At 43.2% G+C, this 25,367-nt stretch carries 25 protein-coding genes; 16 read left to right on the forward strand and 9 right to left on the reverse strand.

Annotated features, from left to right (window positions below):
* Positions 1 to 2 precede the first annotated feature (2 nt).
* A complete protein-coding gene (locus tag MuYL_RS07040; protein WP_094569855.1) occupies positions 3 to 1,040 on the forward strand; it encodes a sterol desaturase family protein in 1,038 nt (345 codons plus the stop codon).
* A 29-nt stretch (positions 1,041 to 1,069) separates the two neighbouring features.
* On the opposite strand, the gene MuYL_RS07045 is transcribed toward MuYL_RS07040, so the two are convergent.
* Positions 1,070 to 2,386: a gluconate:H+ symporter gene (locus tag MuYL_RS07045; RefSeq protein ID WP_094569856.1), complete on the reverse strand. Its 1,317-nt coding sequence runs from the start codon at positions 2,384 to 2,386 to the stop codon at positions 1,070 to 1,072.
* Between the two features lie 150 nt (positions 2,387 to 2,536).
* Between MuYL_RS07045 and MuYL_RS07050 the strand changes: the two genes are divergently transcribed.
* Entirely contained in the window at positions 2,537 to 2,935 is a 399-nt protein-coding gene (locus tag MuYL_RS07050) for a VOC family protein (protein ID WP_094569857.1), read from the forward strand.
* A gap of 112 nt (positions 2,936 to 3,047) precedes the next feature.
* The gene (locus tag MuYL_RS07055; protein ID WP_094569858.1) at positions 3,048 to 4,274 is read left to right on the forward strand and encodes a multidrug effflux MFS transporter; all 1,227 of its coding nucleotides are present in this window, start codon (positions 3,048 to 3,050) and stop codon (positions 4,272 to 4,274) included.
* Positions 4,275 to 4,338: 64 nt separating this feature from the next.
* Here MuYL_RS07055 and MuYL_RS07060 read toward each other — a convergent pair whose 3' ends face one another.
* From MuYL_RS07060 to MuYL_RS07075, 4 genes are all read right to left on the reverse strand, one after another.
* The gene (locus tag MuYL_RS07060; protein WP_094569859.1) at positions 4,339 to 5,037 is read right to left on the reverse strand and encodes an ATP-dependent Clp protease proteolytic subunit; all 699 of its coding nucleotides are present in this window, start codon (positions 5,035 to 5,037) and stop codon (positions 4,339 to 4,341) included.
* 11 nt (positions 5,038 to 5,048) lie between these two features.
* The gene (locus tag MuYL_RS07065; RefSeq protein WP_094569860.1) at positions 5,049 to 5,321 is read right to left on the reverse strand and encodes a hypothetical protein; all 273 of its coding nucleotides are present in this window, start codon (positions 5,319 to 5,321) and stop codon (positions 5,049 to 5,051) included.
* Entirely contained in the window at positions 5,302 to 5,871 is a 570-nt protein-coding gene (locus tag MuYL_RS07070; RefSeq protein WP_245845802.1) for an RNA polymerase sigma factor, read from the reverse strand. The genes MuYL_RS07065 and MuYL_RS07070 overlap by 20 nt, the downstream gene beginning before the upstream one ends.
* Before the next feature lie 93 nt (positions 5,872 to 5,964).
* Positions 5,965 to 6,360 (reverse strand): hypothetical protein, encoded by a 396-nt coding sequence (locus tag MuYL_RS07075; RefSeq protein WP_157740671.1) that lies wholly within the window; start codon positions 6,358 to 6,360, stop codon positions 5,965 to 5,967.
* A 73-nt stretch (positions 6,361 to 6,433) separates the two neighbouring features.
* Here MuYL_RS07075 and MuYL_RS07080 point away from each other — a divergent pair, with 73 nt between their 5' ends.
* A complete protein-coding gene (locus MuYL_RS07080; protein WP_211710247.1) occupies positions 6,434 to 7,975 on the forward strand; it encodes an alpha-N-arabinofuranosidase in 1,542 nt (513 codons plus the stop codon).
* A 134-nt stretch (positions 7,976 to 8,109) separates the two neighbouring features.
* On the forward strand, positions 8,110 to 8,736 hold the full coding sequence (locus MuYL_RS07085; protein WP_094569863.1) for a chloramphenicol acetyltransferase: 627 nt from the start codon (positions 8,110 to 8,112) through the stop codon (positions 8,734 to 8,736).
* A 37-nt stretch (positions 8,737 to 8,773) separates the two neighbouring features.
* Here MuYL_RS07085 and MuYL_RS23120 read toward each other — a convergent pair whose 3' ends face one another.
* Positions 8,774 to 8,932, reverse strand: coding sequence for a hypothetical protein (locus tag MuYL_RS23120; RefSeq protein ID WP_157740673.1), 159 nt, complete (start codon positions 8,930 to 8,932; stop codon positions 8,774 to 8,776).
* A gap of 284 nt (positions 8,933 to 9,216) precedes the next feature.
* On the opposite strand from MuYL_RS23120, the gene MuYL_RS07090 reads away from it, so the two are divergent.
* Positions 9,217 to 11,127: an SPFH domain-containing protein gene (locus MuYL_RS07090; RefSeq protein WP_094569864.1), complete on the forward strand. Its 1,911-nt coding sequence runs from the start codon at positions 9,217 to 9,219 to the stop codon at positions 11,125 to 11,127.
* Between the two features lie 183 nt (positions 11,128 to 11,310).
* Positions 11,311 to 12,042 (forward strand): peptidase associated/transthyretin-like domain-containing protein, encoded by a 732-nt coding sequence (locus MuYL_RS07095; protein WP_094569865.1) that lies wholly within the window; start codon positions 11,311 to 11,313, stop codon positions 12,040 to 12,042.
* Between the two features lie 76 nt (positions 12,043 to 12,118).
* Here MuYL_RS07095 and MuYL_RS07100 read toward each other — a convergent pair whose 3' ends face one another.
* The 3 genes from MuYL_RS07100 to MuYL_RS07110 are packed head-to-tail and all read right to left on the reverse strand — an operon-like array spanning position 12,119 to position 14,713.
* A complete protein-coding gene (locus MuYL_RS07100) occupies positions 12,119 to 13,108 on the reverse strand; it encodes an MlaD family protein (RefSeq protein ID WP_094569866.1) in 990 nt (329 codons plus the stop codon).
* Positions 13,109 to 13,126: 18 nt separating this feature from the next.
* Positions 13,127 to 13,900, reverse strand: coding sequence for an ABC transporter ATP-binding protein (locus tag MuYL_RS07105; protein WP_094569867.1), 774 nt, complete (start codon positions 13,898 to 13,900; stop codon positions 13,127 to 13,129).
* 3 nt (positions 13,901 to 13,903) lie between these two features.
* Complete coding sequence (locus tag MuYL_RS07110) at positions 13,904 to 14,713, reverse strand: MlaE family ABC transporter permease (protein ID WP_094569868.1); 810 nt, start codon at positions 14,711 to 14,713, stop codon at positions 13,904 to 13,906.
* 562 nt (positions 14,714 to 15,275) lie between these two features.
* Between MuYL_RS07110 and MuYL_RS07115 the strand changes: the two genes are divergently transcribed.
* The 9 genes from MuYL_RS07115 to can all read left to right on the forward strand — a co-directional run bounded on the left by MuYL_RS07115 (position 15,276) and on the right by can (position 25,338).
* Positions 15,276 to 16,151, forward strand: a complete 876-nt coding sequence (locus MuYL_RS07115) for an AraC family transcriptional regulator (RefSeq protein WP_094569869.1) — start codon at positions 15,276 to 15,278, stop codon at positions 16,149 to 16,151.
* Positions 16,152 to 16,314: 163 nt separating this feature from the next.
* Complete coding sequence (locus MuYL_RS07120) at positions 16,315 to 18,147, forward strand: sodium:solute symporter family protein (protein WP_094569870.1); 1,833 nt, start codon at positions 16,315 to 16,317, stop codon at positions 18,145 to 18,147.
* A 37-nt stretch (positions 18,148 to 18,184) separates the two neighbouring features.
* Positions 18,185 to 19,366 carry a glycoside hydrolase family 130 protein gene (locus MuYL_RS07125; protein ID WP_094569871.1) on the forward strand — a complete coding sequence of 394 codons (1,182 nt, stop codon included), beginning with the start codon at positions 18,185 to 18,187 and terminating at the stop codon, positions 19,364 to 19,366.
* A 106-nt stretch (positions 19,367 to 19,472) separates the two neighbouring features.
* Positions 19,473 to 20,672: an AGE family epimerase/isomerase gene (locus MuYL_RS07130; RefSeq protein WP_094569872.1), complete on the forward strand. Its 1,200-nt coding sequence runs from the start codon at positions 19,473 to 19,475 to the stop codon at positions 20,670 to 20,672.
* Positions 20,673 to 20,831: 159 nt separating this feature from the next.
* The gene (locus tag MuYL_RS07135; RefSeq protein WP_094569873.1) at positions 20,832 to 21,164 is read left to right on the forward strand and encodes a hypothetical protein; all 333 of its coding nucleotides are present in this window, start codon (positions 20,832 to 20,834) and stop codon (positions 21,162 to 21,164) included.
* A 66-nt stretch (positions 21,165 to 21,230) separates the two neighbouring features.
* A complete protein-coding gene (locus MuYL_RS07140) occupies positions 21,231 to 22,835 on the forward strand; it encodes a SulP family inorganic anion transporter (RefSeq protein ID WP_094569874.1) in 1,605 nt (534 codons plus the stop codon).
* A gap of 89 nt (positions 22,836 to 22,924) precedes the next feature.
* Positions 22,925 to 23,614, forward strand: coding sequence for a carbonic anhydrase (locus MuYL_RS07145; RefSeq protein ID WP_094572884.1), 690 nt, complete (start codon positions 22,925 to 22,927; stop codon positions 23,612 to 23,614).
* Positions 23,615 to 23,825: 211 nt separating this feature from the next.
* On the forward strand, positions 23,826 to 24,566 hold the full coding sequence (locus MuYL_RS07150) for a YoaK family protein (protein WP_094569875.1): 741 nt from the start codon (positions 23,826 to 23,828) through the stop codon (positions 24,564 to 24,566).
* Between the two features lie 106 nt (positions 24,567 to 24,672).
* The gene (can, locus tag MuYL_RS07155) at positions 24,673 to 25,338 is read left to right on the forward strand and encodes a carbonate dehydratase (RefSeq protein WP_094569876.1); all 666 of its coding nucleotides are present in this window, start codon (positions 24,673 to 24,675) and stop codon (positions 25,336 to 25,338) included.
* Positions 25,339 to 25,367: the final 29 nt, after the last annotated feature.

Here is a 25,367-nt window from a genome sequence, read left to right on the forward strand (position 1 = left end):
AAATGGACTTTTTAAAATCAATATGGGCTGAAATTACCGGCTTTTTTGGCTTTGGTAATTTAATTGACATTATAAAAGCAGGCGATTATAAGGAGCTGCTTACCTATCATGGCATTACCTCGGTGTTAGGGCCGCTGATCCCTTTTATATTAGTTGTTGAAATTATAAGGGCTGCATTTTACAAACGTTTTAAGGTTATTGATTATAAAATTTCGTTTTTTACCTACGTGTTAAACGCATTCGTCGGCAGGGTAATTTCCTTTGCCATGGTGGGGTTATGTATCGGCTTTTTTGCTAAATACGCTATTTTAAAACTTACTTTCACCTGGTATTGGTTTATTTATGCCTATATCATTTGGGAGTTTTCGCATTTTATTTATCACTTTTTGGCGCACAAAGTACGGATCTTGTGGTGCCTGCATTCCACACATCATGCGCCGTCCAATATGAATTTATCGGTGACGTATGCACACTTCTTTTTAGAGGGGCCTTATGCGGATGTGATCCGTACGACCATTTGTATTTTATTGGGCGTTAACCCCGCTATGCTTTTTGTAATTATGTTTATTGACGGTACCTGGGGCGCTTTCATTCATATAGGCGAAAATATTGCTGAGGATGCCAGGTTTGGGTTTTTAAACAAGATCGTGCTTACTCCTTCACATCATCGCGTTCATCATGCTAAAAACCCCTTATATATGGATACCAATTTTTGTAACCTGCTGAATATTTGGGATAAGGTATTTGGTACCTATGTAGAAGAGGACAGGGCAATACCTATAGCTTATGGCATATCGCGGCCAATGAAGCCGAATAGTTTCCTGGATGCGTATTTTGGCGAGATAGTAGCGCTTGGTAAAGATGTAGCTAAAGCACCCGGCCTTAAAAATAAGATCCTTTATATATTTATGCCACCCGGATGGAGCCATACCGGCGATCACAAAATGTCAAGCATAGTGCGTAAGCAATACTTTGAAGAGTTGGAGAAGGAAAAAAAGGACAGTCAATCAAAAGCCGGATCTCAATTTATTGAGGCATAGCGTTCATGCAAATTCGGCCATGAACTTCACTATACTACCTGGTTCAATATCAAAACGCCCACCAGTCCGATAAAGGAAACCATTGTTTCCATAACCGTCCATGAGCGGAGGGTGTCTTTAATGGATAAATTAAAATATTCTTTAAAGAGCCAGAACCCGCCATCGTTTAAATGAGAAAAAGCGAGGCTCCCGGCGCCTATGGCCAGCACCATGAGGTTGGGGTTTATAGTAGGATCATGCAAAACCAGCGTTGAGATAATGCCCGCCGCCGTTAATCCGGCAACCGTTGCCGAACCCAGGCTAATGCGGATGATAGCTGCAATTAACCACCCTAAAACAAGCGGCTGCAGGTGGAAGCTTTGCAAAATATTTGCGATATCCTTGTTGGCTCCACTATCAGTAAGCACAGCTTTGAAGGCACCTGAGCCTGCAACAATAAGCAGGATCATAGAAACATCTTTTACAGCATGCGTATAAATGCTTCCCAGGAACTTCATGTCTTTTCCCTGCTTTAATCCTAAAGTAAAGGTGGCCATAATCAGCGATATCAGCATTACTATAGGTGTTTCGCCGATGAAGGCTATCAGCTTATGCAGCGTAGTTTCGCTGTGGTCGGTGTTTAAATATAAGGTAGTTGACATGATGAGTACAACCGGTAACAAAGCGGTAAAAAAGCTGGTAAAAGCACTGGGCAGCTGGTTAGCAGGAATCTCGTCGGCCATAAAAGTTTTCAATGGGTTCGACGGGATGTTTTTTAGGGTACGTGCAAACACCGGTCCTGCCAATATAATTGCCGGGATGGCCAGGATCAGGCCGTATTTTAACGTTTTGCCCATATCGGCATGGAATGTTAAAACAAGTGCGGAAGGGGAGGGGTGTGGCGGTAAAAAGCCATGGGTTACTGATAATGCTGCCAGCATAGGCAAGCCTATATAAACAGCGTGTAGCTTGTACTTATAAACCACCGAAAATATCAGCGGTACCATTAATACAAAGCCGGTTTCATAAAACAATGGGATCCCGATGATAAATCCGGCAAGTACCAGCGCCCATTGAATATATTTTACACCGAAGGCATTAACCAGTACTTCGGCAATTTTTTGAGCGGCACCACTGGTGGCCACAAGCTTACCTATCATAGCGCCCAGGCAAATAATTATGGATATGGCGCCAAGCGTATCACCGAGGCCGTGTTGCACCGATTTTGTTACTTTTTCGAGCGGAATGCCCAATAATAGCCCTGCTGTTATTGATACCAGCAGGAATGCGACAAAGGGGTTTACTTTGGCCCAGCTCACCAATAAAATAAGCAGGATAATGCTAAAAAAGATGGTTAATAATGTCATTATCAATGATCGGTTTATATGTTGTCGGGTAATAAACGGCCAGGTATGTTTACCGGTGCGTACCCTGTAAAGGTCTAAAATAGTAACATTATTCGGAATTGAAATCCCGGGAATAAAAATCTTTGTACTTTAGTGGAAATTAAAATCACCATGAAAGTAATACCTTACTTAAACTTTCCGGGCAATACTGAAGAGGTATTAAACCATTACCAGAAAGTATTTAATGGCACCATCAGCGATTTAAACCGCTTTGGCGAGAGCTTGCCGGCAGAGGCTAATTACAGTGATAAAATTATGCATGCCCGCCTGTCTTTTGATGACAATATGTTAATGTTCTCCGATGGGATGCCGGGCCAACCGGTTGACCATGGCAATGGCATTTACCTGAGTATTGGCCTTACCGATGAAGTGCAGGCCCGGTCGGTTTTTGATCAGCTTGCCGAAGGCGGCAATGTTACAATGCCGATGGAAAAGCAATTTTGGGGTGCCTCATTCGGCCAGGTTACAGACCGTTATGGGGTAAGCTGGATGATAAATTGCGAACTGTAGTTTAGTTCATAGTGTATGATTCATGGATCATAGGGGTCTCAATTCCCGCTAAAAATACCGGTTATAAAAACATTCCCCGAAATATCATGGGCGACCATGAACTCAATTTGCTATGACGCGAAAAAGATATATTTTATTGGTGCTTATTTTAGGTGCACTTACGGCGATAGGCCCTTTTTCAATTGACATGTACCTGCCGGGATTTCCGGCTATTGCAAAGTCGCTGCATACCACCACCGCGCGGGTATCACTTTCACTGTCCGGTTTCTTTATAGGAATTTCTGCAGGGCAATTGCTTTACGGGCCTTTGCTGGATAGGTTTGGGCGAAAAAATCCGTTGTATGTTGGATTAATTCTTTACATAGCGGCATCGGTAGGCTGTTTTTTTGTAAACACCATAGAGCAGCTAATTGTGTTACGGTTTATACAGGCGGTAGGGAGCTGTGCGGCGGGTGTAGCTTCAATGGCCATGGTACGCGATATTTTCCCGGTAAAAGACAACGCAAAGGTATTTGCATTGCTGATATTGATATTGGGGGTATCACCCATGATAGCGCCAACCGTTGGCGGTTATGTAACCGCGGCTTTTGAGTGGCAATATATATTTGTAATACTGGCGGGCATTGCAGTAATCGTATTGATGGCGGTGATATTTCTCCTGCCCGAAAGCCACCAGCCCGATCCCTCACATTCGTTAAAGCCAAGGCCCATTATCAATAGCTTTTGGACAGTGATAAAACACCCGCAATTTTATACTTATGCAATTTGCGGGGCAATAGGCTTCTCAGGATTGTTCGCCTACCTCGCTGCATCCCCATTTGTTTTTATGGATGTTTACGGGGTTAGCAGCAAGGTTTATGGTTGGATCTTTGCGCTGCTTTCCGTGGGATTTATCGGCTCCAGCCAAGTAAACGGAATGCTTACCCGCAGCTATAAAAGCGAGCAGATTGTGAACGTAACCCTGCCCGCAATGGTATTGTTAACTTTAGTATTTATTGCCGGCTCGGCCCTCAATGTATTTGGTATTTACGGAACCATTCTAATGATATTTTTGATACTATGCTGTGTAGGTATCACTTACCCCAATACCTCGGCGCTTTCGCTTGCACCATTCTCTAAAAATGCAGGTACGGCCGCAGCATTAATGGGCGCTTTACAAATGGCATTTGGTACCCTGGTATCAATAGTGGTTAGTATGTTTAAAAGCCGCAGCACCATCCCGATGGCGGGTTTAATGGCAACTGCGGCATTGCTGGCCTTATTGATATTAATAATAGGCAGAAGAAATATAGTTCAACCGGTTGAAGCTACGGATCAGGTTGGAGTGGGTGCACATTGAGTTTTTTAGTCTATGGTCCATAGATGTAAGCTGGGGTGTATGTAATTAACCTATGGTCCATGGACTATTGACTAATTACCCCCCCCAACACCTCATCAATAATTCCAAACTCTTTGGCTTCACCACCGTCCATCCAAAAATCGCGGTCTGATACTTGATGGATCTTTTCGTAATCCTGGCCGCTGTGTTTGGCCAGGATGGTATAGAGTTCCTTTTTAACTTTTAATACTTCGCGGGCGGTTATTTCAATATCCGATGCCTGGCCCTGCACCCCGCCCAGTGGCTGGTGGAGCATTACCCTTGAATGGGTTAAGGCCGCCCGCTTACCCGCGGCACCCGCACATAAAAGTACCGATGCCATTGAGGCTGCCAGCCCGGTACAAATAGTGGCTACATCCGGACTAATGAGCTGCATGGTATCATAAACTCCGTAACCTGCATAAACTGATCCGCCGGGGGAATTGATATACATCTGGATATCTTTTTTAGGATCGGTGGATTGCAGAAAGAGTAACTGCGCCTGGATGATATTCGCAACGTTGTCGTCAACGGCGCTGCCCAGGAAGACGATCCTGTCCATCATCAGGCGCGAAAAAACATCCATTTGCGCAACGCGCAGTTCGCGCTCTTCTGTAATGTAAGGGGTGAGCGACATTACCGTGCCGCTTTTTTCAACGGCAGAAATGTAATTGTCGAGTGGCTGAGTTTTGACATAGCAATGCCCCGCCGCAAATTTGCGGAATTCATTTTTATCGATATTCATAAATTATTGGGTTATCTTTTTTTAAAGATCTGTCTTATTGTTTCCCTGAAACCTTTATGGCGTACCTCGCTGAACAGGCTTTGGTGCGCTGCTTCGATCTCCTGTTTAAGCTGTTTGCGGCCGTATAGCTTAATCATATCATAGGCAGATTGTTGCCATTGCAGCTTATCACGCAGCTCATCATCTAAAATCAGCGTTGCCTCATATAGCAATGAATCACCCGGTGCTGAAAGCTTTAGCAGGTGTGCCTCTATCTGTTCGGTTTCAGTTAAGGAAGTCCTCATAGGTCAATGATCTTTCTTTAATGGTTTCTCTTACTTTTTCCAGGCACTTATACTTTTGAACCGTTGCTGAACGCACCCCTGAAAACCCGAACAATTTAGCTGCATCGGCAAGGGGCAGCTGATCGTAATAAAAGGAGCGGAGCAGCTGCATGCATTTTTTACCGGTGGTTTCTAAAAAGTGCATCAACTTTGATTCAGACAGCGCTTCTGCTTTTATATCAAGGGTAACCTCAATCCCATCAAGCGGAACATGAACGTTATTTTCCCTGAATTTCCGAAGCCATAAATATTTGCTTATGCCCAGCAGGTAAGCGCTATCATTAGTGTTAATCGCCAGTGCAGCAGCCAATTCCTTTTCGTAATAAATAACCAAAGCATCCTGGAAAACGTCCTTCGCTTCATCAAATGAGCCGCCCATTTTGCTGATATACCTGGCAACCGACGGAAACGCGCTTTTATATAGTGCAATAAAAAGCTGTTCCCTTTGTTTCGCTGTGCTGATTAAAACGTCCATCTCCGGCATAGTTTTATTGTTTAATGGTAAGTGCATTTTTTTAACCAACTATCACTATTTATTAAAAAAATTTTCTGTTGGTGGTAGAACACAATAAGATGGAAGCACTGCCAACTTTTTCATTGCCAACTACTCTTTTATTGCTGTCACCACCGCATTGCTCCCCGATTTTGTTTCAAATACGAGTTCTTTTTCACTTGCTTTAGTTATATAAAACGGAAAGCTTCGTGTTGTCCCGTCCGGCAATTCTTCATTGATCATTATTTTGTCGCCCCCGGCAATGAACTTTCCGTGCGACAATGGCTTTCCTCCCCACATAATTACATAGGTGTTGTCTTTTAAAAATTCAATGGATGCACCTTGTTTTTTAAGCTCATTTGCAGGTATATCCGGCGAATCGCCTTTTGGGTGTTCAATGTTGGTGTAATTCCATTTACCATACAGCCAACCGGAATTTAACGAAGGCTTGCAGCCTATTAACAAGCAGGTAAATAATGCAATGGCGACAAATTTTATTTTCATCATATTTCATCTAATTTAAATAAAATTTCATTTATTTGTTTTAAGTGTTATTTTTACAATTATAAACCAATTCATCGTGAAGAAATTTCTTACTCTACTTTTTACCTGCTTTACGCTTGCAGCGTTTAGTCAGCAGGAAACAGCGAGCCTTGCCATCAGCAACGATTCAAAGCTCACTATCAGCAAATACATTTACGGCCAGTTTGCCGAACATTTGGGCCATGGTATTTATGGCGGATTTTGGGTTGATAAATCGCTGCCGGTAGAAAAGCAGGACAGGATTCGTTTGGATGTTGTAAATGCGCTAAAAAAAATAAAGATCCCCAGCCTGCGCTGGCCCGGCGGTTGTTTTGCCGATGAATACCATTGGCGCGACGGTATTGGTCCGCGTGAGCAAAGACCAAAAATGGTAAATACCAACTGGGGTGGTACAACAGAGGATAACAGCTTCGGTACCCATGAGTTTCTTGAACTTTGCACCCTGTTGGGCACTGAGCCTTATTTTGCTGCAAACGTTGGCAGCGGTACGGTTGAGGAAATGTCAAAATGGATAGAATATGTAAACTCAAACAGTACCAGCACCATAGCCGAATTGCGCAAGCAAAACGGGCATCCTGATCCTTACAAAGTTACTTTTTGGGGTATCGGCAACGAGAGCTGGGGCTGCGGCGGTAATATGACGCCTGAATTTTATTCGGATGAGTTTAAACGTTATGCTTCATTTGCAAAGAATTATCCGGGCGCACCGCTAAAAAAGATAGCCAGCGGACCGAACTCTGACGATTATAACTGGACAGAAGTGATCATGAAGAACATCCCTGAATGGGATATGTGGGGAATCTCATTACACTATTATACTGTACCTACCGGCGACTGGGGGCATAAAGGTTCGGCCACTAAGTTTACCGAGGCCGAGTATTTTGAAACCATGGTGAAATGTTTAAAAATGGAAGAGCTGGTAACTAAACATGCTGCCATTATGGACAAGTATGACCCAAAGAAACATGTTGCTTTAGTGGTTGACGAATGGGGCGTATGGACAGATGTGGAACCAGGCACCAACCCGGGCTTTTTATACCAGCAAAACAGCATGCGCGATGCATTAATTGCCGCAACTAACCTTAATATTTTCAATAACCATTGCGACCGCGTTAGGGGAGCTGCTTTGGCGCAAACTATAAACGTGCTGCAATCATTAATCCTTACCGACAAGGAAAAAATGCTGCTCACGCCAACTTACCACATATTTGATATGTACAAAGTGCACCAGGATGCAAAATACTTACCGATGCAATTAACTGCCCCTGACTATGTATCGGGTGATAGAAAGATTCCGGCGGTAAATGTTTCAGCATCGCAGGATGCAGCAGGTAAGGTGCATATCTCACTGGTAAACCTTGATCCTACAAAAAATATCAGTATCAGCACCGGCCTTAAGGATATTAAATGGAAAACCGTAACAGGGCAAATCCTTACATCAAAAAACATTACTGACATCAACACTTTTGATCAGCCAAACAAAATAAGCTTACAAAGTTTTAAAGGTGCTAAAAAAGATGGTGATAATTTAGTGGTTGTGTTGCCGGCTAAATCTGTTGTTACCCTGGAGCTTTTTTAATTCGGGAAGCCGGGTTGTTTTTGGATTTATATCACCGCAGGTTGCTTTAGGAGCGGCCTGCGGTTTTTTTATAGCAGTTGTTGAACTTGCCTTAGGGTAACACCTATGCTGAAAAGTTATTTTAATTTTGCCGCATGAAACAGCGGCTTGATATAGAAACCTGGGAGCGAAAGGAACACTTTAACTTTTTTAAAACATTTGATGAGCCTTTTTATGGGGTTTGCGTAAATGTTGATTGTACTCTAGCTTACCGGCTGGCCAAACAAAATAAGTGTTCATTTTATCTTTACACTTTGCATAAGGCGTTAGCTGCCGCGCAAATGATAACGCCATTTAAGTTGCGGATAGAGAATAATGAGGTTTTTATTTATGACCGTATTCATGCAGCTTCAACCATAGCACGCAGCAACGGTACCTTTGGATTTGGCTATATAGATTACTGCCCGGAGTTTAATGAATTTATAACCCGGGCAAACAAAGAAGTGGAGCGGGTTCAAAACTCAAATACGCTGGATAAAGCTACTTGCTGGGACCTGATCCGTTTCTCGTCCCTCCCATGGATAGATTTTACCTCCCTTTCACATGCGCGGATGTTTTCGTTCGAAGATAGTGCCCCAAGTATTTCGTTTGGAAAAATGACAGAAAAGGATGGGAAGCGATCAATGCCAATGTCCGTTCATGTACACCATGCATTGGTTGATGGTTTAAATATCGGACAATACATTGATAGTTTTCAGGAATTGATGGATGAGGGTAAGTAATGAATGATGTTAAACACAAAGCGTTTGTATAACATTATTACAGAATATGTTTTCTTCTTTCCCGCATATTGGTTTCAGCCTGTTTTACCTCGTCTTTTTCGCTGATCGGAGAATCAGTTTTTAGTTCCTGGCTTTTTACAGGCGTGTTCATTTTTGCACCTTCTTTCAATTTGGGTTCGTTTGCTGCCTTCTTCATGGTACGTATGTTTTAAATGTTAGTGATAAGAGTGGGACTATTGTTTCAACCGTTTTAAACAAGAATTGTTTACCTATAAGATTTAATTCTCACGTCAAACTTCAAAAAGAAAAAATCCGGCTTTAAAAAATTATTGAAATTTCTGTAACATTCAGAAAATGGCGTCATCTTAATAGTGCTTAACTGCTAAGGTGTAAAAAATTAATGCGTTAAGTTTTCGTAAAAGCCCGCACCTCCAGGGCCATGTTTTTTTTAATCATCTAAAAATTTTTCAATCTAAAAAAATGAACCAACAATTAATTGTTTCGCTATGGTGGGTAGTGCCCGTTGTAGTCATCCTTGTTATGTACAAATTTGTTTTGAGTGTTTTCTTCGGGATGGTAATTGTGCCCGATGACCGTATTGGCCTGGTTGTTAAAAAATATGCCCTTTCGGGCAGCAAGCGCCTGCCCGATGGTCGTATTATAGCCATAAACGGCGAGGCCGGTATGCAGGCCAGGGCGCTGGCACCGGGCTTGTACTGGCGCATGTGGCCATGGCAATACACCATTACCATGGAGAACTTTACCATAATTGAACAGGGCAAACTAGGCCTGGTTAAAGCCAAAGACGGTGCGCCAATGGATATGGGCCGCGTGTTGGGCCGCCCGGTAGATTGCGATAAGTTCCAGGACGCTGTGGCGTTTTTGGATAATAAGGGACAAAAAGGCCCGCAGGCCGCGTTTTTAACACCCGGCAGCTATCGTATCAATACCTTTTTGTTCGAGATAGTGATGGTGCCAATTACCCAGATCCATGAAAATAAAGTGGGTATTGTTACCACACTGGATGGCGAACCATTAGATAAGGGCGAGATTGCCGGTGTATCTGTATCCGGCCATAAAAACTTCCAGGACCCTATGGCATTTATCAATGCGGGCGGTATGAAAGGTTTGCAGGAAGACGTGATACTTGCAGGTACCTATTACCTTAACCCGTGGTTTGTAGTGGTTGAACAGGTAGATATGATCTACATCCCGATTGGTTATGTGGGTGTGGTAAACTCCTTCGTGGGTCCTGAGGGCAAAGATACCAGTGGCGACGCATTTAAACATGGTAATATTGTTAAACGCAATGAAAAAGGTGTGTGGGATCAACCGCTTGACCCAGGTAAGCACCCGGTAAATATTTATACCCATGCTGTTGAAGTAGTACCAACCACTAACATCGTGCTAAACTGGGCCGATAGCCGTACCGAAGCGCATGAACTGGACAAGAACCTATGTACTATCACGGTGCGTTCGTCTGATGGTTTTACGTTTAACCTTGATGTGTCGCAGATCATTCATATTCCAAGAAACGAGGCGCCAAAAGTTATTGCGCGTTTCGGTAACATGAAGAACCTGGTATCGCAGGTATTGGAGCCCACTATTGCCAACTACTTCCGTAACTCGGCACAAAAGAGCGACGTGATAGAGTTTTTGGCCAACAGGATCCAAAGGCAGGATGATGCAAAAATGCACATCAGTAAGGTGTTGAATGACTATAACGTTGTGGGCGTTGATACGCTGATAGGTGACATTGTACCTCCACCAGCGCTAATGAAAACACTAACTGACCGTAAGCTGGCTGAACAGGAAAAAGTAACCTACGAGATTCAGCGCCATGCGCAAATTGAGCGTAAGGAATTTGAAAGCGCCAAAGCCGGTGCAGATATGCAGCCCGAGGTTGTAAAATCAACCCGCCAGGTGGAAATCAACACCCAGATGGCCGCTTCAAAAGTTGCCGCTTCACGCGGTGAGGCTGAAGCCAAAACCATTAATGCCAAAGCCGATGCCGAGGTAAGGATCACCATAGCCAAAGCCGATGCTGAAGCCAAAACGGTTAACGCCAAGGCTGATGCCAATGCTACCGAAGTAAACGGTATTGCCGAAGCCGCCAAAATTAAGGCGATAGGTTTATCAGAAGCTGAAGTGACCAAACAAAAAACCGAGGCCATGGGTACTGAGCAATACGCAATTGTACGTGTAGCCGAAGCTTTAGCGAGCCATGGTATTAAATTAGTACCTGATATACTGGTGAGCGGTAAAGATGGTGGTGGCAATGGAATGATTGATGCTTTAATTGGATCTGAAATGCTTAAAAAACTCCAGGTTGCCAATGAAGAGAAAGTGAGCGGTGGAAAGCCGTCAATAAAAGCGGAAGATGATAAATAGTTTTTACTGAATAATCATCGCCCTCCGGAGTTTAATCCGGAGGGCTTTTTTGTTTTATACAAGCCGCCAAAAACTCTGCAACTGCATCACTAAACGCTAATGAACAACTCATTAATCTCTAACCCTAAATGTTAAATATTGTTATTGCCATAAAAGGAAAAGCCGTTTAAACTATATTTACGCATGATTAGAAATTTACTTGTCATTTGCTTTTGTTTTTTCGCGATCGTAACGGCGAGCGGCCAGTCTGTTTTTAGCGGAAGGGTGCTGGAACATAAAACCAGGATTCCCCTGGTATCTGTCCGGATTCAAAACCTAAGTAACGGGTTAAAGACAATTTCACTAAAGGATGGCCAGTTTGCCATAGCCGCCAAAACAGGCGACCTTATCGTTTTTAATACATTTTCATATCAGCCCGATACCGTGCTGATAACCGATATGCACGCCAGGGAAATATTTATGGAGCCTAAAAGTACTATGCTGAACCAGGTTACCATTACTGACACCAGCGGCCGCGCAAAGGCAAACGCCAATGCAGTACAGCATTACGATCCGGATTTTCACGGGCAAACGGTTGTTTACCAGCGCGATGCTAAAGGTTATTACAAAGGGGGCATAGCCATTCGACTGCACTATTGGACAAAGGACGATCATAAAAAGTGCAAAGCTGCTCAAAGTGCGAAAGAGCGGGAAATAAGCGAACAAATCAGCAGCGTGTTCACCGCGATGAATATCGGTAATTATGTGCCTTTGAAAGGGGAGGACCTGGATAACTTTTTGCTGTTATATACGCCCGACGTAAAAGAATATACCGATAAGCGCTTTGAATTGGTGCCCTACCTAAACGCATGTTACGTAAACTGGCAAACTCTTACCCCTGAGCAGCGTAAAGCCGGCGATATATTCGGGAAGTAGTGATTACAGATTAGTTAACCAGAGACCAGAGATTAGTTTTTGTCTTTTAACTAATCTCTAACCTCTGTTACCTGGGCTACTTCTTTTTCTTCAAACTATCCGCTTTTGCCTTAGCACGGTCTTTAAAAAATCCTTTCAGCAAAAAGTTATGTTGCACGGCTTCCAGATCATCATTAAGTTTCACAGAGCTTTGTTGCAGGTTATTTAATGAAGTGCGCACCTGTTCCGCGCCTTTAGGGTCATTTAGTAACACACCCAGGGCATTGTCTGTAGTGTTCAGCTTATTGCTGGCTTTGTTCAGGTTATCGGTTAAGGTTGACGCATTGGCCGCTGCCTGCTGCAACTGTGCAACCGCCGCTTTTATCCGGCTAAAGGCAACTGTGTCGGTAAGCACTTTATCGGCAAAGCCGCCTTTGGTGTTCATTTTAGCGCTAAAGTGGTCAAGCTGGCCGGCTAATTTTGCAGCACTTGTAGTGGCAGTCTGCAGGTTAGCCATTGATCTGCGTAACTGCTCGCCCATCAGGCTGTCGGCCAATAGTGTTCCAACCGTGCCTTTTCCCTGTAAAATTTTATGGCTTAAAAGTTTAAAATCAGTAGTTATAGAAAGCAGGTTCTGGTTGTTTTGCTGCAATGTTTTCAGCATGTCGTCGGTGGATGTTAATTTTTCGGCCTGCAATACATCGCCGCTTTGTACTTCGGGTGCCTGCGGGCTGCCGCCATCAATAACAATAATTTTGTTGCCGATAAGTCCGTCTGAACTTATACGCACCCCGGCGTTACGGTGAATAAATTGTTGTACGCTTTGGTCAACCTTCATCACCACGTCAACCTGCGATGTGCCGATAAAGCGGATGCTAAGTATATTTCCAACTTTTACGCCGGAGAACCAAACATCATTGCCTTTTTTTAACCCTGCAACATCGTCAAAAACGGAACTTACCTGGATGGTTTTTGCAAAACTTTTTTGCTGGCCGCCCAGCGTAAAAACACCAAGCACAAATATGATAAGGCCGAGGGTTAAAAATACCCCCACCGTTATTGCTTTTCTATTTTCTATTGTAGCCATAATATATGCTCTAAATATCTATTGTATAAAGTTGTAGTCAAAAAATGGTTTTACCCTTTTATCATCTGTGTCAAAAACTTCGTTAAATGTTCCAACCCGCTGAAACTGCCCTTCCAGCAACATAGCAATGCGGTCGCCGGTTTCTTTGGCACAGGTAAGGTCATGCGTTATGATTATTGATGATGTATTGTATTGTTGCTGAACCTGGTTTATCAGTTCGTTGATCTCGGTACAGGTAATGGGATCAAGACCCGCCGTCGGTTCATCATACAGCATGATCTCAGGATTGAGGATCAGCGTGCGGGCGATGCCGATCCGTTTTCGCTGACCGCCAGAAAGCTCGGAAGGCATCTGGTTAATGGCCTGTGAAAGGCCCACCGAATCAAGCACTTCTTCAACCGCTTTGTCTATTTCAGCGCGGGTAATGCCCTTGCGGTTACGAACCAGCGGAAACTCCAGGTTTTTGCGAACGGTCATACTATCATACAACGCACTGGCCTGGAAAGAAAAGCCGATCCTGATTCGCAATTCCTGCAATTCCTTTTCGCTGATGGTGGTTATTTCCTGGCCCAACACTTGAATTGTGCCGGTATCGGGTTTTAATAAACCAGAGATCAACTTGATTAACACCGACTTGCCGGTGCCTGAGCGGCCCAGCACCACCAGGTTTTCGCCCTGGTATAGATCAAGGTCGATGCCTTTAAGCACGGCATAGTCTTCAAATGCTTTTGACACGCCACGGATACTGATAACCGGGTTTTTATAATCAATTTGTGCTTTTGGCTTTTCCATAGCTTAGCGGAAGTTACTGGTTATCTGCACAATAATAATCTCTTCAATAAACACCAGGAACATAGCTGTTACAACTGCCCCGTTTGCGGCTTTACCCACACCTTCGGTGCCGGAGTTTGAATAATAACCCTGGTAACAACCCACAATACCTATGGTAAAACCAAACACAATTGATTTTATTAACGATGCGGTAAAATCAAGAAACTGTAACGGCTGAAACACCTGCTGCATAAAAGTGCTGTAGCTGGTACCTTCGTTTTGCGCTACATTTAAATATCCGCCCAATAGGGCAATAAAACCGGTATAAGTAGCCAATATGGGAATGGTAAGTGTAGTGGCAATAACCCGGGTGCAAACCAAAAACTTAAATGGTTTAGTGCCTGATACTTCCATAGCGTCGATTTGCTCTGTTACGCGCATGGAACTCAGTTCTGCCCCGATACTGGAACCCACTTTTCCGGATGCTATTAAAGCAGTAACCAATGGCGCAAGTGCCCGCATTATGGCTATTGACACCAGCGAAGGCAGCCATGATGTGGCCCCAAACTCAAGCAGCGAAGGGCGCGATTGCTTGGTAAATATCAAACCAACTATAAATCCGGTTACGGTAATCAGCGTGAATGACCGTACGCCAACTTCCCAACATTGCCTTATAATCTCCTTGAATTCAAAAGGGGGGACGAAGGCCTCGCGGAAAAAACGAATTATAAAAAGGTGAATATTGTATATGCTGGAGAAAAAATCCAGCAACGTTTGGCTAAACTTCGAACGTTTTTTACGTTTAACTGGTGATGTACTGTTTACCGGATCCATTAACTGTGATAAAAATATATGCAAATTGTCCTGTTTAACTACAAACAACCTTGCCAGATGTTTGGCGGGCCTCGCCTGTTGTTTAAATCAGCAGGGAATATAACCTTCTTAATATTTACAAATCGCCGTTTTAAATTGTAATAAAAGTGCTAAACTCAGTAAAATACGAGGGTTAATTTCAACTGCTAAATGTGAAATATTATACCACCATTCATTTAATCGCAACTGCTTTTAATGTTCTGCTCAATATAACGTATAGTGTGCTGCTTTATCAGTAAAGCATATCCAAAACTTTTGCAGGTGCAAACCTAAGTTTTATTGCTTCAAAAAATGGATTTGGCTATTAAAATTACATCCTTTAATTGTAAAATTTTCTTATTGAGCGTTTTTGCGCGTTTTTATAAAGGCTTACCAGGGGTAGGAAAAACCCGGGACTGGGGCTTTTTGGGAGAAACTCCAAGTGTTGATGCTATAATTCTTAGACAGATAATTTAATAATATCAACTAATTTGTTAAATTCGTATCACCAATTTGACTTATTTGTACACTAAATTTTTATGAGATGACGAGCAACGTAATGCGCGAGATTACCCCGCTGACACCCAGCGATTGCTTTACTATTTTTTCGAGGGTTAAGAAAAAGTTCGACTTTCCGCTTCATTACCATGACGAGTATGAATTGAACCTGATTTTAAATGCAAAAGGCGCAAAGCGGGTGGTAGGCGGCCATATTGAAGTAATTGAAGATCTGGAACTGGCGCTTATCGGTCCAAATCTTTACCATGCCTGGTTTACCAACCAGTGCCAAAGCGAATCCATTACCGAGATCACTATCCAGTTTCATAAAGATTTATTTGATGATAAGTTGCTAAAGCGTAATCAGCTGAGCTTTTTAAAAAGCATGCTGGAGCGCTCGCAGAGAGGAATTGTATTTCCGCCGGAAACCATAGTAGCGCTAAAAGACCGGTTGTTGGCCCTTGCCAATAAAAGCGGGTTCGACTCGGTGCTGGAGTTGTTATCTATCCTGCATGACCTTTCTGTCTCAAGGAATATGAAGACTTTATCAGATCCGAGTTTTACTAACGAAAAGTTTAATTACAACAGCAGGCGGATTGAAAAAGTGTTTGAACACATGAATACCAATTACAATAAACAGGTTACCCTTGCTGAGGTTGCCCGTATAGCTAATATGCCTGAGGCTTCATTCAGTCGCTTTATAAAGAAACGTACAGGTAAAACCTTTATTGATAGCTTAAACGAGATTCGCCTTGGCCATGCTTCCAGGATGCTTATAGACTCTACCACTACGGTGGCAGAAATAGCCTACAAATGCGGGTTTAACAATATTTCAAACTTCAACAGGATTTTTAAACGGAAGAAACTTTGCATCCCGAAGGAATTTAGGGAAACCTACACAGGCAATCGCATTTTTATTTGACGCTAAGGTGATTTAAGGATGCCATTGGATTAGATATAGCAAACTTATGGTTAAAAAAGTATTATATAAAAGCTGTTTATAAAACTAATTTAGGACAGCCAATTATTTACACGCAGATGGTGCAGTTTTTCAAATTGCCGGTCGTCAAAATTTCAAATAAAAAATGAAGCTTCATCTTATAGATATCGTCATAATAGTGCTTTACCTATTAAGCACCGTATTTATAGGATTATGGTACCGCAAAAAAGCGAAGGAAAATAAGGAAAGCTATATGCTGGGGGGGAAATCGCTGCCGTGGTATAAACTGGGGCTGAGTGATGCGTCGGATATGTTCGACATAAGCGGTACCATGTGGATGGTGAGCCTGTGCTTTGTTTATGGTATGAAAAGCATTTGGATCCCCTGGCTGTGGCCTGTGTTTAACCAGGTGTTTTTGATGATGTACCTTTCGCGATGGCTACGTCGCTCAAATGCCGCTACCGGGGCCGAATGGCTGGCTACGCGGTTTGGGAAAACGGGGCCTGGAGTAGTCAGTTCAAACTTAGTGGTAATAGCTTTTGCACTGTTAAGCTGTTTAGGCTTTTTAGCCTACGGCTTTATCGGTTTGGGTAAGTTTATCGAAATTTTTGTACCGTGGGACCTGGTTAAAGGGTATATACCATTTGATGTTTCGCCGCGGTATGTACCGCATATTTATGGCATCATATTCACGCTGTTTGCCATGTTTTATTCCATATTAGGCGGTATGCACAGCATTGTGGTTGGCGATATGGTGAAATACGGCATTATGACCGTAGCCTGTATCTGGATCGGGATTATTGCCACCATGCACATGCAGGGTAATCCGCTCCATGTGCCCAACGGCTGGTATAGCCCGTTTTTCGGGAAGCACCTGGGCTTGAGTTGGACAGGCATTATCACAGAAGTGAACACCAAAATAAAGAGCGACGGCTATTCGCTGTTCGGGCTATTTTTTATGATGATGACCTTCAAGGGCTTTTTTGCAGCACTGGCCGGTCCGGCGCCAAATTATGATATGCAAAAGATCCTTTCTACCCGTTCACCCGAAGAGGCCAGCAAAATGAGCGGCTTTGTAAATATTATATTGCTGCCCATTCGTTATATGCTGATTATCAGCCTTACTATTCTTGGCCTTTTATTTTATCACCAAATGAACTTAAAAGATGGAACAGGTGCCATTGACTTTGAGCGGATATTGCCCGCGGTTATAAATAATTTTTTACCGGCCGGATTGGTTGGCTTGCTGCTGGCGGGTTTGTTGGGCGCTTTTATGAGCACCTTTAGCGGCACGATGAATGCGGCACAGGCATATATTGTTAATGATATTTATATAAAATATGTAAACCCGCAGGCCTCTACCAAAAAAATCATCACTATGAATTATTTAGTGGGGATAATCGTTGTTTCAGTAGGCGTTTTTCTTGGTTTTTTTGTAAAGGACGTAAATAGTGTGCTGCAGTGGATCGTATCAGCACTATACGGCGGTTATGTAGCCTCTAATGTGCTGAAATGGCATTGGTGGCGGTTTAATGCCAATGGGTTTTTCTGGGGAATGCTTACCGGGATAGTAACTTCAATGGTGTTTTCGGTACTAATCCCGGATGGCGAGCTCTTATATTGGTTCCCGGTACTGTTTGGGTTATCGCTGACCGGTTCTGTCATTGGATCGTATGCGGTGCCGCCGACAGAAATGGCGGTTTTAAAATCGTTTTATTCCACCATTCGGCCCTGGGGTTTCTGGGAGCCCGTTAAACAAGCGGTTTTGGAGGACGACCCTTCTTTTCAATCAAACAAAAACTTTAAGATCAATATGTTTAATGTGGTAATTGGAACTGCGGCGCAATGTTGCCTTACTATTTTACCTATGTACCTGGTGCTGCGGCAAAAAATGCCGCTGTTGGTTACGGTTGGCGTCCTGGCGGTTATTGTTGTGATATTAAAAAAGACCTGGTGGGATAAATTGAAGGAGTATTGAGAGGCGAAAAGCTATTAACAGGATATTATTAAAGAAGATGAATAAAGATTTTGAAAAACGCCTTAACCTGCTGGAGATAGCACACCTGCAGCTGATTAATAAACCTAATGAGATATTGGGCCTGGGGAACGGCGTTTTTAACCGGTATAAAAACCCGGTTTTAACTGCGGCACATGCGCCATTATTTTGGCGGTACGACCTTAACCACATAACCAACCCGTACCTGATGGAGCGCTTTGGTATTAATGCGGCATTTAATGCGGGTGCCATTAAATTTAATGGTAAATACTTACTGGTAGTAAGGGTGGAGGGAGCGGACCGTAAATCGTTTTTTGCGGTGGCCGAAAGTGAGGACGGGATCAGCAATTTTACTTTTTGGGATTACCCTGTTGACCTGCCTGAAACCGATGAACCTGATGTTAATGTGTACGATATGCGATTAACCGCACACGAAGATGGCTGGATCTATGGCTTATTCTGCACAGAACGGCGCGACCTGGAAGCACCCGCGCATGATCAAAGTATGGCGGTTGCCGCCTGTGGTATTGCCCGCACCAGGGACATGGTGAAATGGGAACGCCTGGCCGACCTTGTGACCAACTCGCCGCAGCAACGTAATGTTGTGCTGCACCCTGAATTTGTACATGGCAAATATGCCTTATATACCCGACCACAGGATGGTTTTATAAGTGCCGGAAAGGGAGGTGGCATCGGTTTTGGCTTAAGCAACAGCATGGGGAACGCCAGGGTTGACGAAGAAACTATTGTCGATAATAAAAATTACCATACGGTTTACGAAGCTAAGAACGGGCAGGGGCCGGCACCGTTAAGAACAGAAAAGGGCTGGCTGCACCTGGCTCACGGCGTACGCAACACCGCTGCAGGTTTACGCTATGTGTTATATATGTTTATGACAGACCTGCGCGACTTAACCAAAGTTATATACAAACCCGCGGGGTATTTCCTGGCCCCTGAGGATGATGAGCGGACAGGGGATGTATCAAACGTTGTATTTTGTAATGGATGGATAAAGGACGATGACGGGAGGGTGTTTATCTACTATGCATCGTCAGACACACGGATGCACGTTGCCACCAGCACAGTTGATAAACTGCTGGATTATGTAATAAACACCCCTGCTGATGGTTTGCGTTCTGCATTATCGGTAAAAACAATCTACAAGATAATTGCCGCTAATAATGCGTTGCGTAACGCATAAAATATTTAGTATTAAGGGACGGCGAACTTAACCCCGGGGAGGTATAACAGTGATCTGGCAACGGTACAAAATCCCGCGTCATATTCGGGATGACAAAAAGGGACTAATGGAGAAAACGATAAAAGAACAGCTTTTCGGCTATAAAAAAGAACTGGCGGCTGAGTTGAAAAATATCCTCACCTGGTGGGAAATACACGCTCCAGACATTGCGGATGGTGGTTTTTATGGAAAAATAGATAACGACAATCAAGTAATTGCAGAAGCGCCTAAAGGCTCGGTATTAAATGCACGGATCTTATGGTCGTTCTCTGCGGCTTACAACCATGAGTCTTTGCCTGAATACCTGGAAATGGCTGATCGGGCATATCGGTATATTATAGCTCGATTTGTGGATGATGAGCAGGGCGGTGTTTACTGGTCGGTTGATAATAAGGGAAATCCGCTGGATACCAAAAAACAGGTATATGCCCTGTCGTTTGCCATATACGCGTTAAGTGAATATTATCGTGCAAGCAAAATAGAAGCAGCTAAACAAACAGCAATAGATCTTTTTTACGTGCTGGCTGAACGGGCCTATGATCCTGTTAAAACCGGTTACTTTGAAGCTTTTACCAAAGACTGGCAGCCGATTGAAGACTTACGCCTTAGCGCCAAAGACGCTAATGAAAAGAAAACGATGAACACGCACCTGCATGTTTTAGAAGGGTATACAAACCTGTTTAGCATTTGGCCGGATAAGGCGCTTGGTGAACACATCAGCAGCCTGTTAAATAATTTTTTTGACCATTTTATTGATCCGCATACCCATCACTTGTTACTTTTTTTTGACGGGGACTGGAACCCAAAGGGCGACCTGGTATCATACGGGCATGATATTGAAGCAAGCTGGCTTTTGCTGGAAGCAGCCGAAGCCATCGGCGATAAAAATAGTATTAAGCGGGTTAAAGCATTAACCATCGCTATGGCCGACGCAACTGTTACCGGCATTGATGCCGACGGCGGACTATGGTATGAATATGAGGAAGGCCATTTGGTAAAAGAAAAGCACTGGTGGGTGCAGGCGGAGGCAATGGTAGGTTTTTTTAACGCATGGCAGATTTGCGGCGACAGCAAGTACCTGGATATTGCACTAAAAAACTGGGAATTTATAAAAGAGAAAATATTGGATAAACAAAACGGCGAATGGTCTTGGGGTATCAACAAGAACGGGCGTATAATGCAGAGCGAAGATAAGGCAGGGCTGTGGAAATGCCCTTACCATAATAGTCGTGCTTGTTTGCAGCTGATAACGAGAATTATTGCTTAAGCTTGATTGACTGACCTGGGATATACCGGAAACTATTAAAGTGATTTTGTGAAACAAATGCGCTGATAAGGCGTTCAAAAGCTGTGTTGTAAAACAGTACGTTGATTTTTTAACATAATTTTACAATCGGCTTATAGTTGATTTTGTATATTTGCAGCAATGACGATCAGGAAATACAGGGTATTAACAGGCGCTTTTTTTATGTTCATCTTTTGTATAAAGATGGCCATATCAGTTGCACCTATATTCCTGAGTCTTGATAACAAGGTTGTTAATGCTGTGATCATGCAACTGGAGCATGAGTCGAAAACTGAAAAAGATGATCCCGAAAAGGACGCTGTAAAAGACAAAAAGTTTTTCGACGAAAATTACCAGCATTCGGTGGAATACATAACTTTTGTTGTAGAAACAAAAGTGTTACATAATTCAGAAAGTTCGTTATTCACGCAGTTGTATCACCCTGTGGTACCCACTCCCCCTCCAAACGCATAAATGATTTAACCGCGGCTACGCGGTAGTTTTTTTAATTCATTTATATTTTAATCAAATTCTTCTTTTATGCAAAATGAGCATGGTGGACCCGCTATTGGCGGTCTTAACCTTCGTAAATATTTTCTGTCCAAAAATTTAAAAAAGGATATCCCTTCAAGTATTGTAGTTTTTTTGGTGGCGCTGCCACTTTGTTTAGGTATCGCTTTAGCCTCCGGTGCCCCGTTATTTGCCGGTTTACTTACCGGTATCATCGGCGGTATAGTGGTGGGTACGTTAAGCGGCTCGCAGCTAAGTGTTGCAGGGCCCGCAGCAGGTTTAACAGTGATAGTTTTAACTGCCATAACAACGCTTGGATCGTACGAAGCATTTTTGCTCAGCCTGGTTATTGCCGGTGTATTGCAGATGATTTTTGGACTGATAAAGGCCGGTACCATAGCCAATTATTTCCCCTCGTCGGTAATTGAGGGGATGCTGGCGGCTATTGGCATTATCCTTATTTTAAAACAATTTCCGCATGCAGTAGGCTATGATGCTGACTATGAAGGCGACGAAAGATTTAGCCAGGCAGATGAAAGCAATACCTTTTCGGGAATTTTGGGTGCGCTGGCAAAAATAAATTACGGTGCAGTTATCATCACCATGGTATCCATCGGGCTAATGCTCTACTGGCCTAAAATTAAAAAAGTGGCTGCCATTCCTGCCCCGCTGATGGTCGTATTATCAGGAATAGGTTTGAGCCTGCTTTTTGCCAATAGTGGTATAGCGCTGCTTGAAAAACAGTATGTACATATTCCTGTTGTAAATAGCACCGCTGAGTTTATGGGCTTATTTAAAAGCCCCAATTTTAGCGCTATAGGTAACAAGCAGATTTGGATAACTGCCTTTACCATTGCTGTTGTAGCAAGTTTGGAAACCCTGCTTAGCCTGGAAGCCTGCGATAAGATAGACCCGATTAAACGGATCTCGCCCACTAACCGCGAGCTGGTAGCACAGGGTGCAGGTAACCTGATCAGTGGATTGTTAGGCGGATTGCCCATGACGGCCGTTATTGTGCGTTCATCGGCAAATGTTAATGCAGGCGCCCGCACAAAAATGAGTACCATTATTCATGGTTGCCTTTTGCTGGTGGCGTTACTGTTAATTCCGACGGTTATTAATTACATCCCGCTATCGTGCCTGGCTGCAATCCTGCTGATAACCGGTTATAAACTGGCACGCATCAGCCTGTTCAAACACATGTGGCACAAAGGGCTTGATCAGTTTATCCCTTTCGTAGTTACCATTGTTGCTGTTGTGCTTACCGACCTGCTGATAGGCGTAGGTATTGGTATGCTGGTTGGTGTATTTTACATCCTGCGCACCAATATGCGTAACCCATACTTTTATCATATCGACAAAAACGGCGATAAGAAAACTATCAGGATTAAACTTGCCGAGGAAGTTTCTTTTTTAAATAAAGCCGCCATACAAATTACACTTACCAGCCTGCCAAAGGGCACTGATGTAATTATTGATGGCTCCAATTCGAGATATATTGACCAGGATGTACTGGAGATAATCCACAATTTTAAGCATAATGCTTACACCAAAGGCATAATTGTACAACTGCACGAGGTGCGCGAAAAGTACGATGTACCTTCCCTGAAACAATTAATGTATAACCCCAATTAAATTTTAAGATCATGTTAGTTAAAGAAAATAACACCAATAATAACGGCCATATAAATAATAACGGTAACGCTGTAAAACCGGCCATTGATATGAAACAGTTGAAACCCGTTCAGCCGGATAATGACAGGGATAATTATGCCTCCCTGCTTAAAGGCAACTCAGACTGGGTGAGCAATAAACTGAAAGATGATCCCGAGTATTTTAATAAGCTTGCTGCAGGACAAAGTCCTGAAGTGCTTTGGATAGGATGCTCGGACAGCCGGGTACCGGCAAATGATGTTACCGGCACACAACCCGGCGAAATATTTGTACACCGGAATATTGCCAACGTTTGTGTACACTCGGATATGAATATGCTGAGCGTGCTTGATTATGCTGTGAATGTTTTAAAGGTAAAACATGTTATTGTTGCCGGGCACTATGGTTGCGGAGGCGTGGCTGCAGCCATGAGCAACAAGCAATTTGGGCTGATTGATAACTGGCTGCGAAATATAAAAGATGTATATCGCCTGCACAGTCATGAACTTGACCGCATAACCGACGAAAAAACCAAACTGAACAGGCTGGTTGAGCTGAATGCAATTGAGCAGGTTTATAACCTGTGCAAAACCAGCATTATTCAAAATGCCTGGAAAGAACGTACTGACCTGCAGGTGCACGGATGGGTAATTGACCTGGGTACCGGTTTAGTAAAGGACCTTAAAGTAAGCAGCAGCGGCCCTGCAAACCTGGGCTATGTTTATGAGCTTGACAGTGTGGAAGCTGTTTCTGTTCGTTAATTTTAAGTTTTGAGTTTGAAGCCGGCGGACGGGTTTTTAGTTTTTAGTTTCTTTTTGTTGCCGCCGGCTTCATATTATCAGCTCAAGAATATTAACTTTTGAGCTGATATTTTTGATTGAAGTAAGCGCTGACTTCGGACTCAAGATTTTATACCTGATATTTTTGCACTATTTTTATCCCATATTATGCTTTAGGCAAAATTATAGGGATATGTTAAGACAATCAAAAGACGACAGGACATTTAAGGAAAATGCAATGCTTGCATCCTCTACCGCAATGGTTTCGGGTATGACGAATATTGCGGGGATGGTTGCATTTTTAGCTTTTACATCCAACATTACCGGGCATGTTGCTAATCTTGCGAAACACATTGTTGATCAGAATTTCAGAGAGATAATCGTTTTTGTGGTCTGGCTACTGATGTTTTTTGCGGGTGCCTTTATCTCCAGTTTTATTGTACGCTCCTATAATCATACCAGCTATTACCGTGCGCATTCGCTTCCGGTAATCATCGAAATTGTTATTTTATTATTTGTTGCGGTTTACGGGCATAACTTTTATAAAGAAACCCAATTTGAACGTGAAATAGTGATAGGAGCCATCCTGTTTTCAATGGGACTGCAGAACAGCCTGGTATCTACCATCTCGGGCGGGCTGATCAAATCATCGCACCTAACTGGTTTGTTTACTGACCTGGGCGGCGACATCGCAGAATGGATCCATCCCAATGCAAAAAAAACCGAAACGGTTAAAAACAAGATTTATATCAGGCTTACCATTCTAAGTTTTTATTTAATGGGCGCGGTGCTGGGCGGTTTCCTGTTTAATATTTTTGATTTTGCTTTATTTTATTTTGTGCCGGTGATATTGGTAACCATTTTATATTATGACTTGTCGCCATTGGCATTGCATAAACTGGCTAAAATATTTTCAAAGTCTGCGCGTGGCTGATTACCAAAAAACTACGATGGGTTAACGCTACGTTTACATCTGTGTAGTATATTTAATCTATATCTTTATATTTTTGCCGTAACAACTAATCATCCTCATAAAAAACATGGACGCTAACAACGAAAACAACCAACCTCTTGTTGATGAATTGTACAATAGCCTGCTTGTGGGCAACAAACAATTTGTTTCCGACAGTTTAAAATTAGATCCTGAGTATTTCAAAAAACTTGCTGCCGGGCAGTCGCCGCCGGTGTTGTGGATAGGTTGTGCTGACAGCCGGGTTCCGGCCAACCAGATCACCAATATGCCGCCGGGGGAGATTTTTGTGCACCGTAACATTGCCAATATGGTAATCCACTCGGATATGAACATGCTTTCGGTACTGGATTATGCAGTTAACGTATTGAAAGTGAAACACGTAATTGTAACTGGGCATTATGGCTGTGGTGGCGTTATGGCTGCTATAACCAACCAGCAGTACGGCTTAATTGATAACTGGCTGAGGCATATAAAGGATGTCTATCGCCTGCATGCCAGCAAGTTGGAAACCATAACGGACATTAATGAACGCTGCGATAAACTGGTTGAATACAATGTAATTGAAAACGTTTACAACCTTTGCAAAACATCTATTGTGCAAAACGCCTGGAAAAGCGGACAGCCTGTGGGTGTTCACGGCTGGGTGTACAGCCTTAAAACGGGTATCATTACCGATATGAAGGTGAGTACCTATGATAATGCCAATATGCAGAACGTATTTAGGTTTAAATAGGGAAAGAGGAGTCTATAGTCCATGGTCTA

It is taken from the genome of Mucilaginibacter xinganensis (genome assembly GCF_002257585.1).
Classification (GTDB): domain Bacteria; phylum Bacteroidota; class Bacteroidia; order Sphingobacteriales; family Sphingobacteriaceae; genus Mucilaginibacter; species Mucilaginibacter xinganensis.

What these genes read in the sequence shown, in the direction of transcription:
- MuYL_RS07040 (WP_094569855.1), top strand. Translation starts at nt 3, where the DNA reads ATGGACTTTTTAAAATCAATATGGGCTGAAATTACCGGCTTTTTTGGC.
- MuYL_RS07045 (WP_094569856.1), bottom strand. Translation starts at nt 2,386, where the DNA reads ATGACATTATTAACCATCTTTTTTAGCATTATCCTGCTTATTTTATTG.
- MuYL_RS07050 (WP_094569857.1), top strand. Translation starts at nt 2,537, where the DNA reads ATGAAAGTAATACCTTACTTAAACTTTCCGGGCAATACTGAAGAGGTA.
- MuYL_RS07055 (WP_094569858.1), top strand. Translation starts at nt 3,048, where the DNA reads ATGACGCGAAAAAGATATATTTTATTGGTGCTTATTTTAGGTGCACTT.
- MuYL_RS07060 (WP_094569859.1), bottom strand. Translation starts at nt 5,037, where the DNA reads ATGAATATCGATAAAAATGAATTCCGCAAATTTGCGGCGGGGCATTGC.
- MuYL_RS07065 (WP_094569860.1), bottom strand. Translation starts at nt 5,321, where the DNA reads ATGAGGACTTCCTTAACTGAAACCGAACAGATAGAGGCACACCTGCTA.
- MuYL_RS07070 (WP_245845802.1), bottom strand. Translation starts at nt 5,871, where the DNA reads ATGCACTTACCATTAAACAATAAAACTATGCCGGAGATGGACGTTTTA.
- MuYL_RS07075 (WP_157740671.1), bottom strand. Translation starts at nt 6,360, where the DNA reads ATGATGAAAATAAAATTTGTCGCCATTGCATTATTTACCTGCTTGTTA.
- MuYL_RS07085 (WP_094569863.1), top strand. Translation starts at nt 8,110, where the DNA reads ATGAAACAGCGGCTTGATATAGAAACCTGGGAGCGAAAGGAACACTTT.
- MuYL_RS23120 (WP_157740673.1), bottom strand. Translation starts at nt 8,932, where the DNA reads ATGAAGAAGGCAGCAAACGAACCCAAATTGAAAGAAGGTGCAAAAATG.
- MuYL_RS07090 (WP_094569864.1), top strand. Translation starts at nt 9,217, where the DNA reads ATGAACCAACAATTAATTGTTTCGCTATGGTGGGTAGTGCCCGTTGTA.
- MuYL_RS07095 (WP_094569865.1), top strand. Translation starts at nt 11,311, where the DNA reads ATGATTAGAAATTTACTTGTCATTTGCTTTTGTTTTTTCGCGATCGTA.
- MuYL_RS07100 (WP_094569866.1), bottom strand. Translation starts at nt 13,108, where the DNA reads ATGGCTACAATAGAAAATAGAAAAGCAATAACGGTGGGGGTATTTTTA.
- MuYL_RS07105 (WP_094569867.1), bottom strand. Translation starts at nt 13,900, where the DNA reads ATGGAAAAGCCAAAAGCACAAATTGATTATAAAAACCCGGTTATCAGT.
- MuYL_RS07110 (WP_094569868.1), bottom strand. Translation starts at nt 14,713, where the DNA reads ATGGATCCGGTAAACAGTACATCACCAGTTAAACGTAAAAAACGTTCG.
- MuYL_RS07115 (WP_094569869.1), top strand. Translation starts at nt 15,276, where the DNA reads ATGACGAGCAACGTAATGCGCGAGATTACCCCGCTGACACCCAGCGAT.
- MuYL_RS07120 (WP_094569870.1), top strand. Translation starts at nt 16,315, where the DNA reads ATGAAGCTTCATCTTATAGATATCGTCATAATAGTGCTTTACCTATTA.
- MuYL_RS07125 (WP_094569871.1), top strand. Translation starts at nt 18,185, where the DNA reads ATGAATAAAGATTTTGAAAAACGCCTTAACCTGCTGGAGATAGCACAC.
- MuYL_RS07130 (WP_094569872.1), top strand. Translation starts at nt 19,473, where the DNA reads ATGGAGAAAACGATAAAAGAACAGCTTTTCGGCTATAAAAAAGAACTG.
- MuYL_RS07135 (WP_094569873.1), top strand. Translation starts at nt 20,832, where the DNA reads ATGACGATCAGGAAATACAGGGTATTAACAGGCGCTTTTTTTATGTTC.
- MuYL_RS07140 (WP_094569874.1), top strand. Translation starts at nt 21,231, where the DNA reads ATGCAAAATGAGCATGGTGGACCCGCTATTGGCGGTCTTAACCTTCGT.
- MuYL_RS07145 (WP_094572884.1), top strand. Translation starts at nt 22,925, where the DNA reads ATGAAACAGTTGAAACCCGTTCAGCCGGATAATGACAGGGATAATTAT.
- MuYL_RS07150 (WP_094569875.1), top strand. Translation starts at nt 23,826, where the DNA reads ATGTTAAGACAATCAAAAGACGACAGGACATTTAAGGAAAATGCAATG.
- can (WP_094569876.1), top strand. Translation starts at nt 24,673, where the DNA reads ATGGACGCTAACAACGAAAACAACCAACCTCTTGTTGATGAATTGTAC.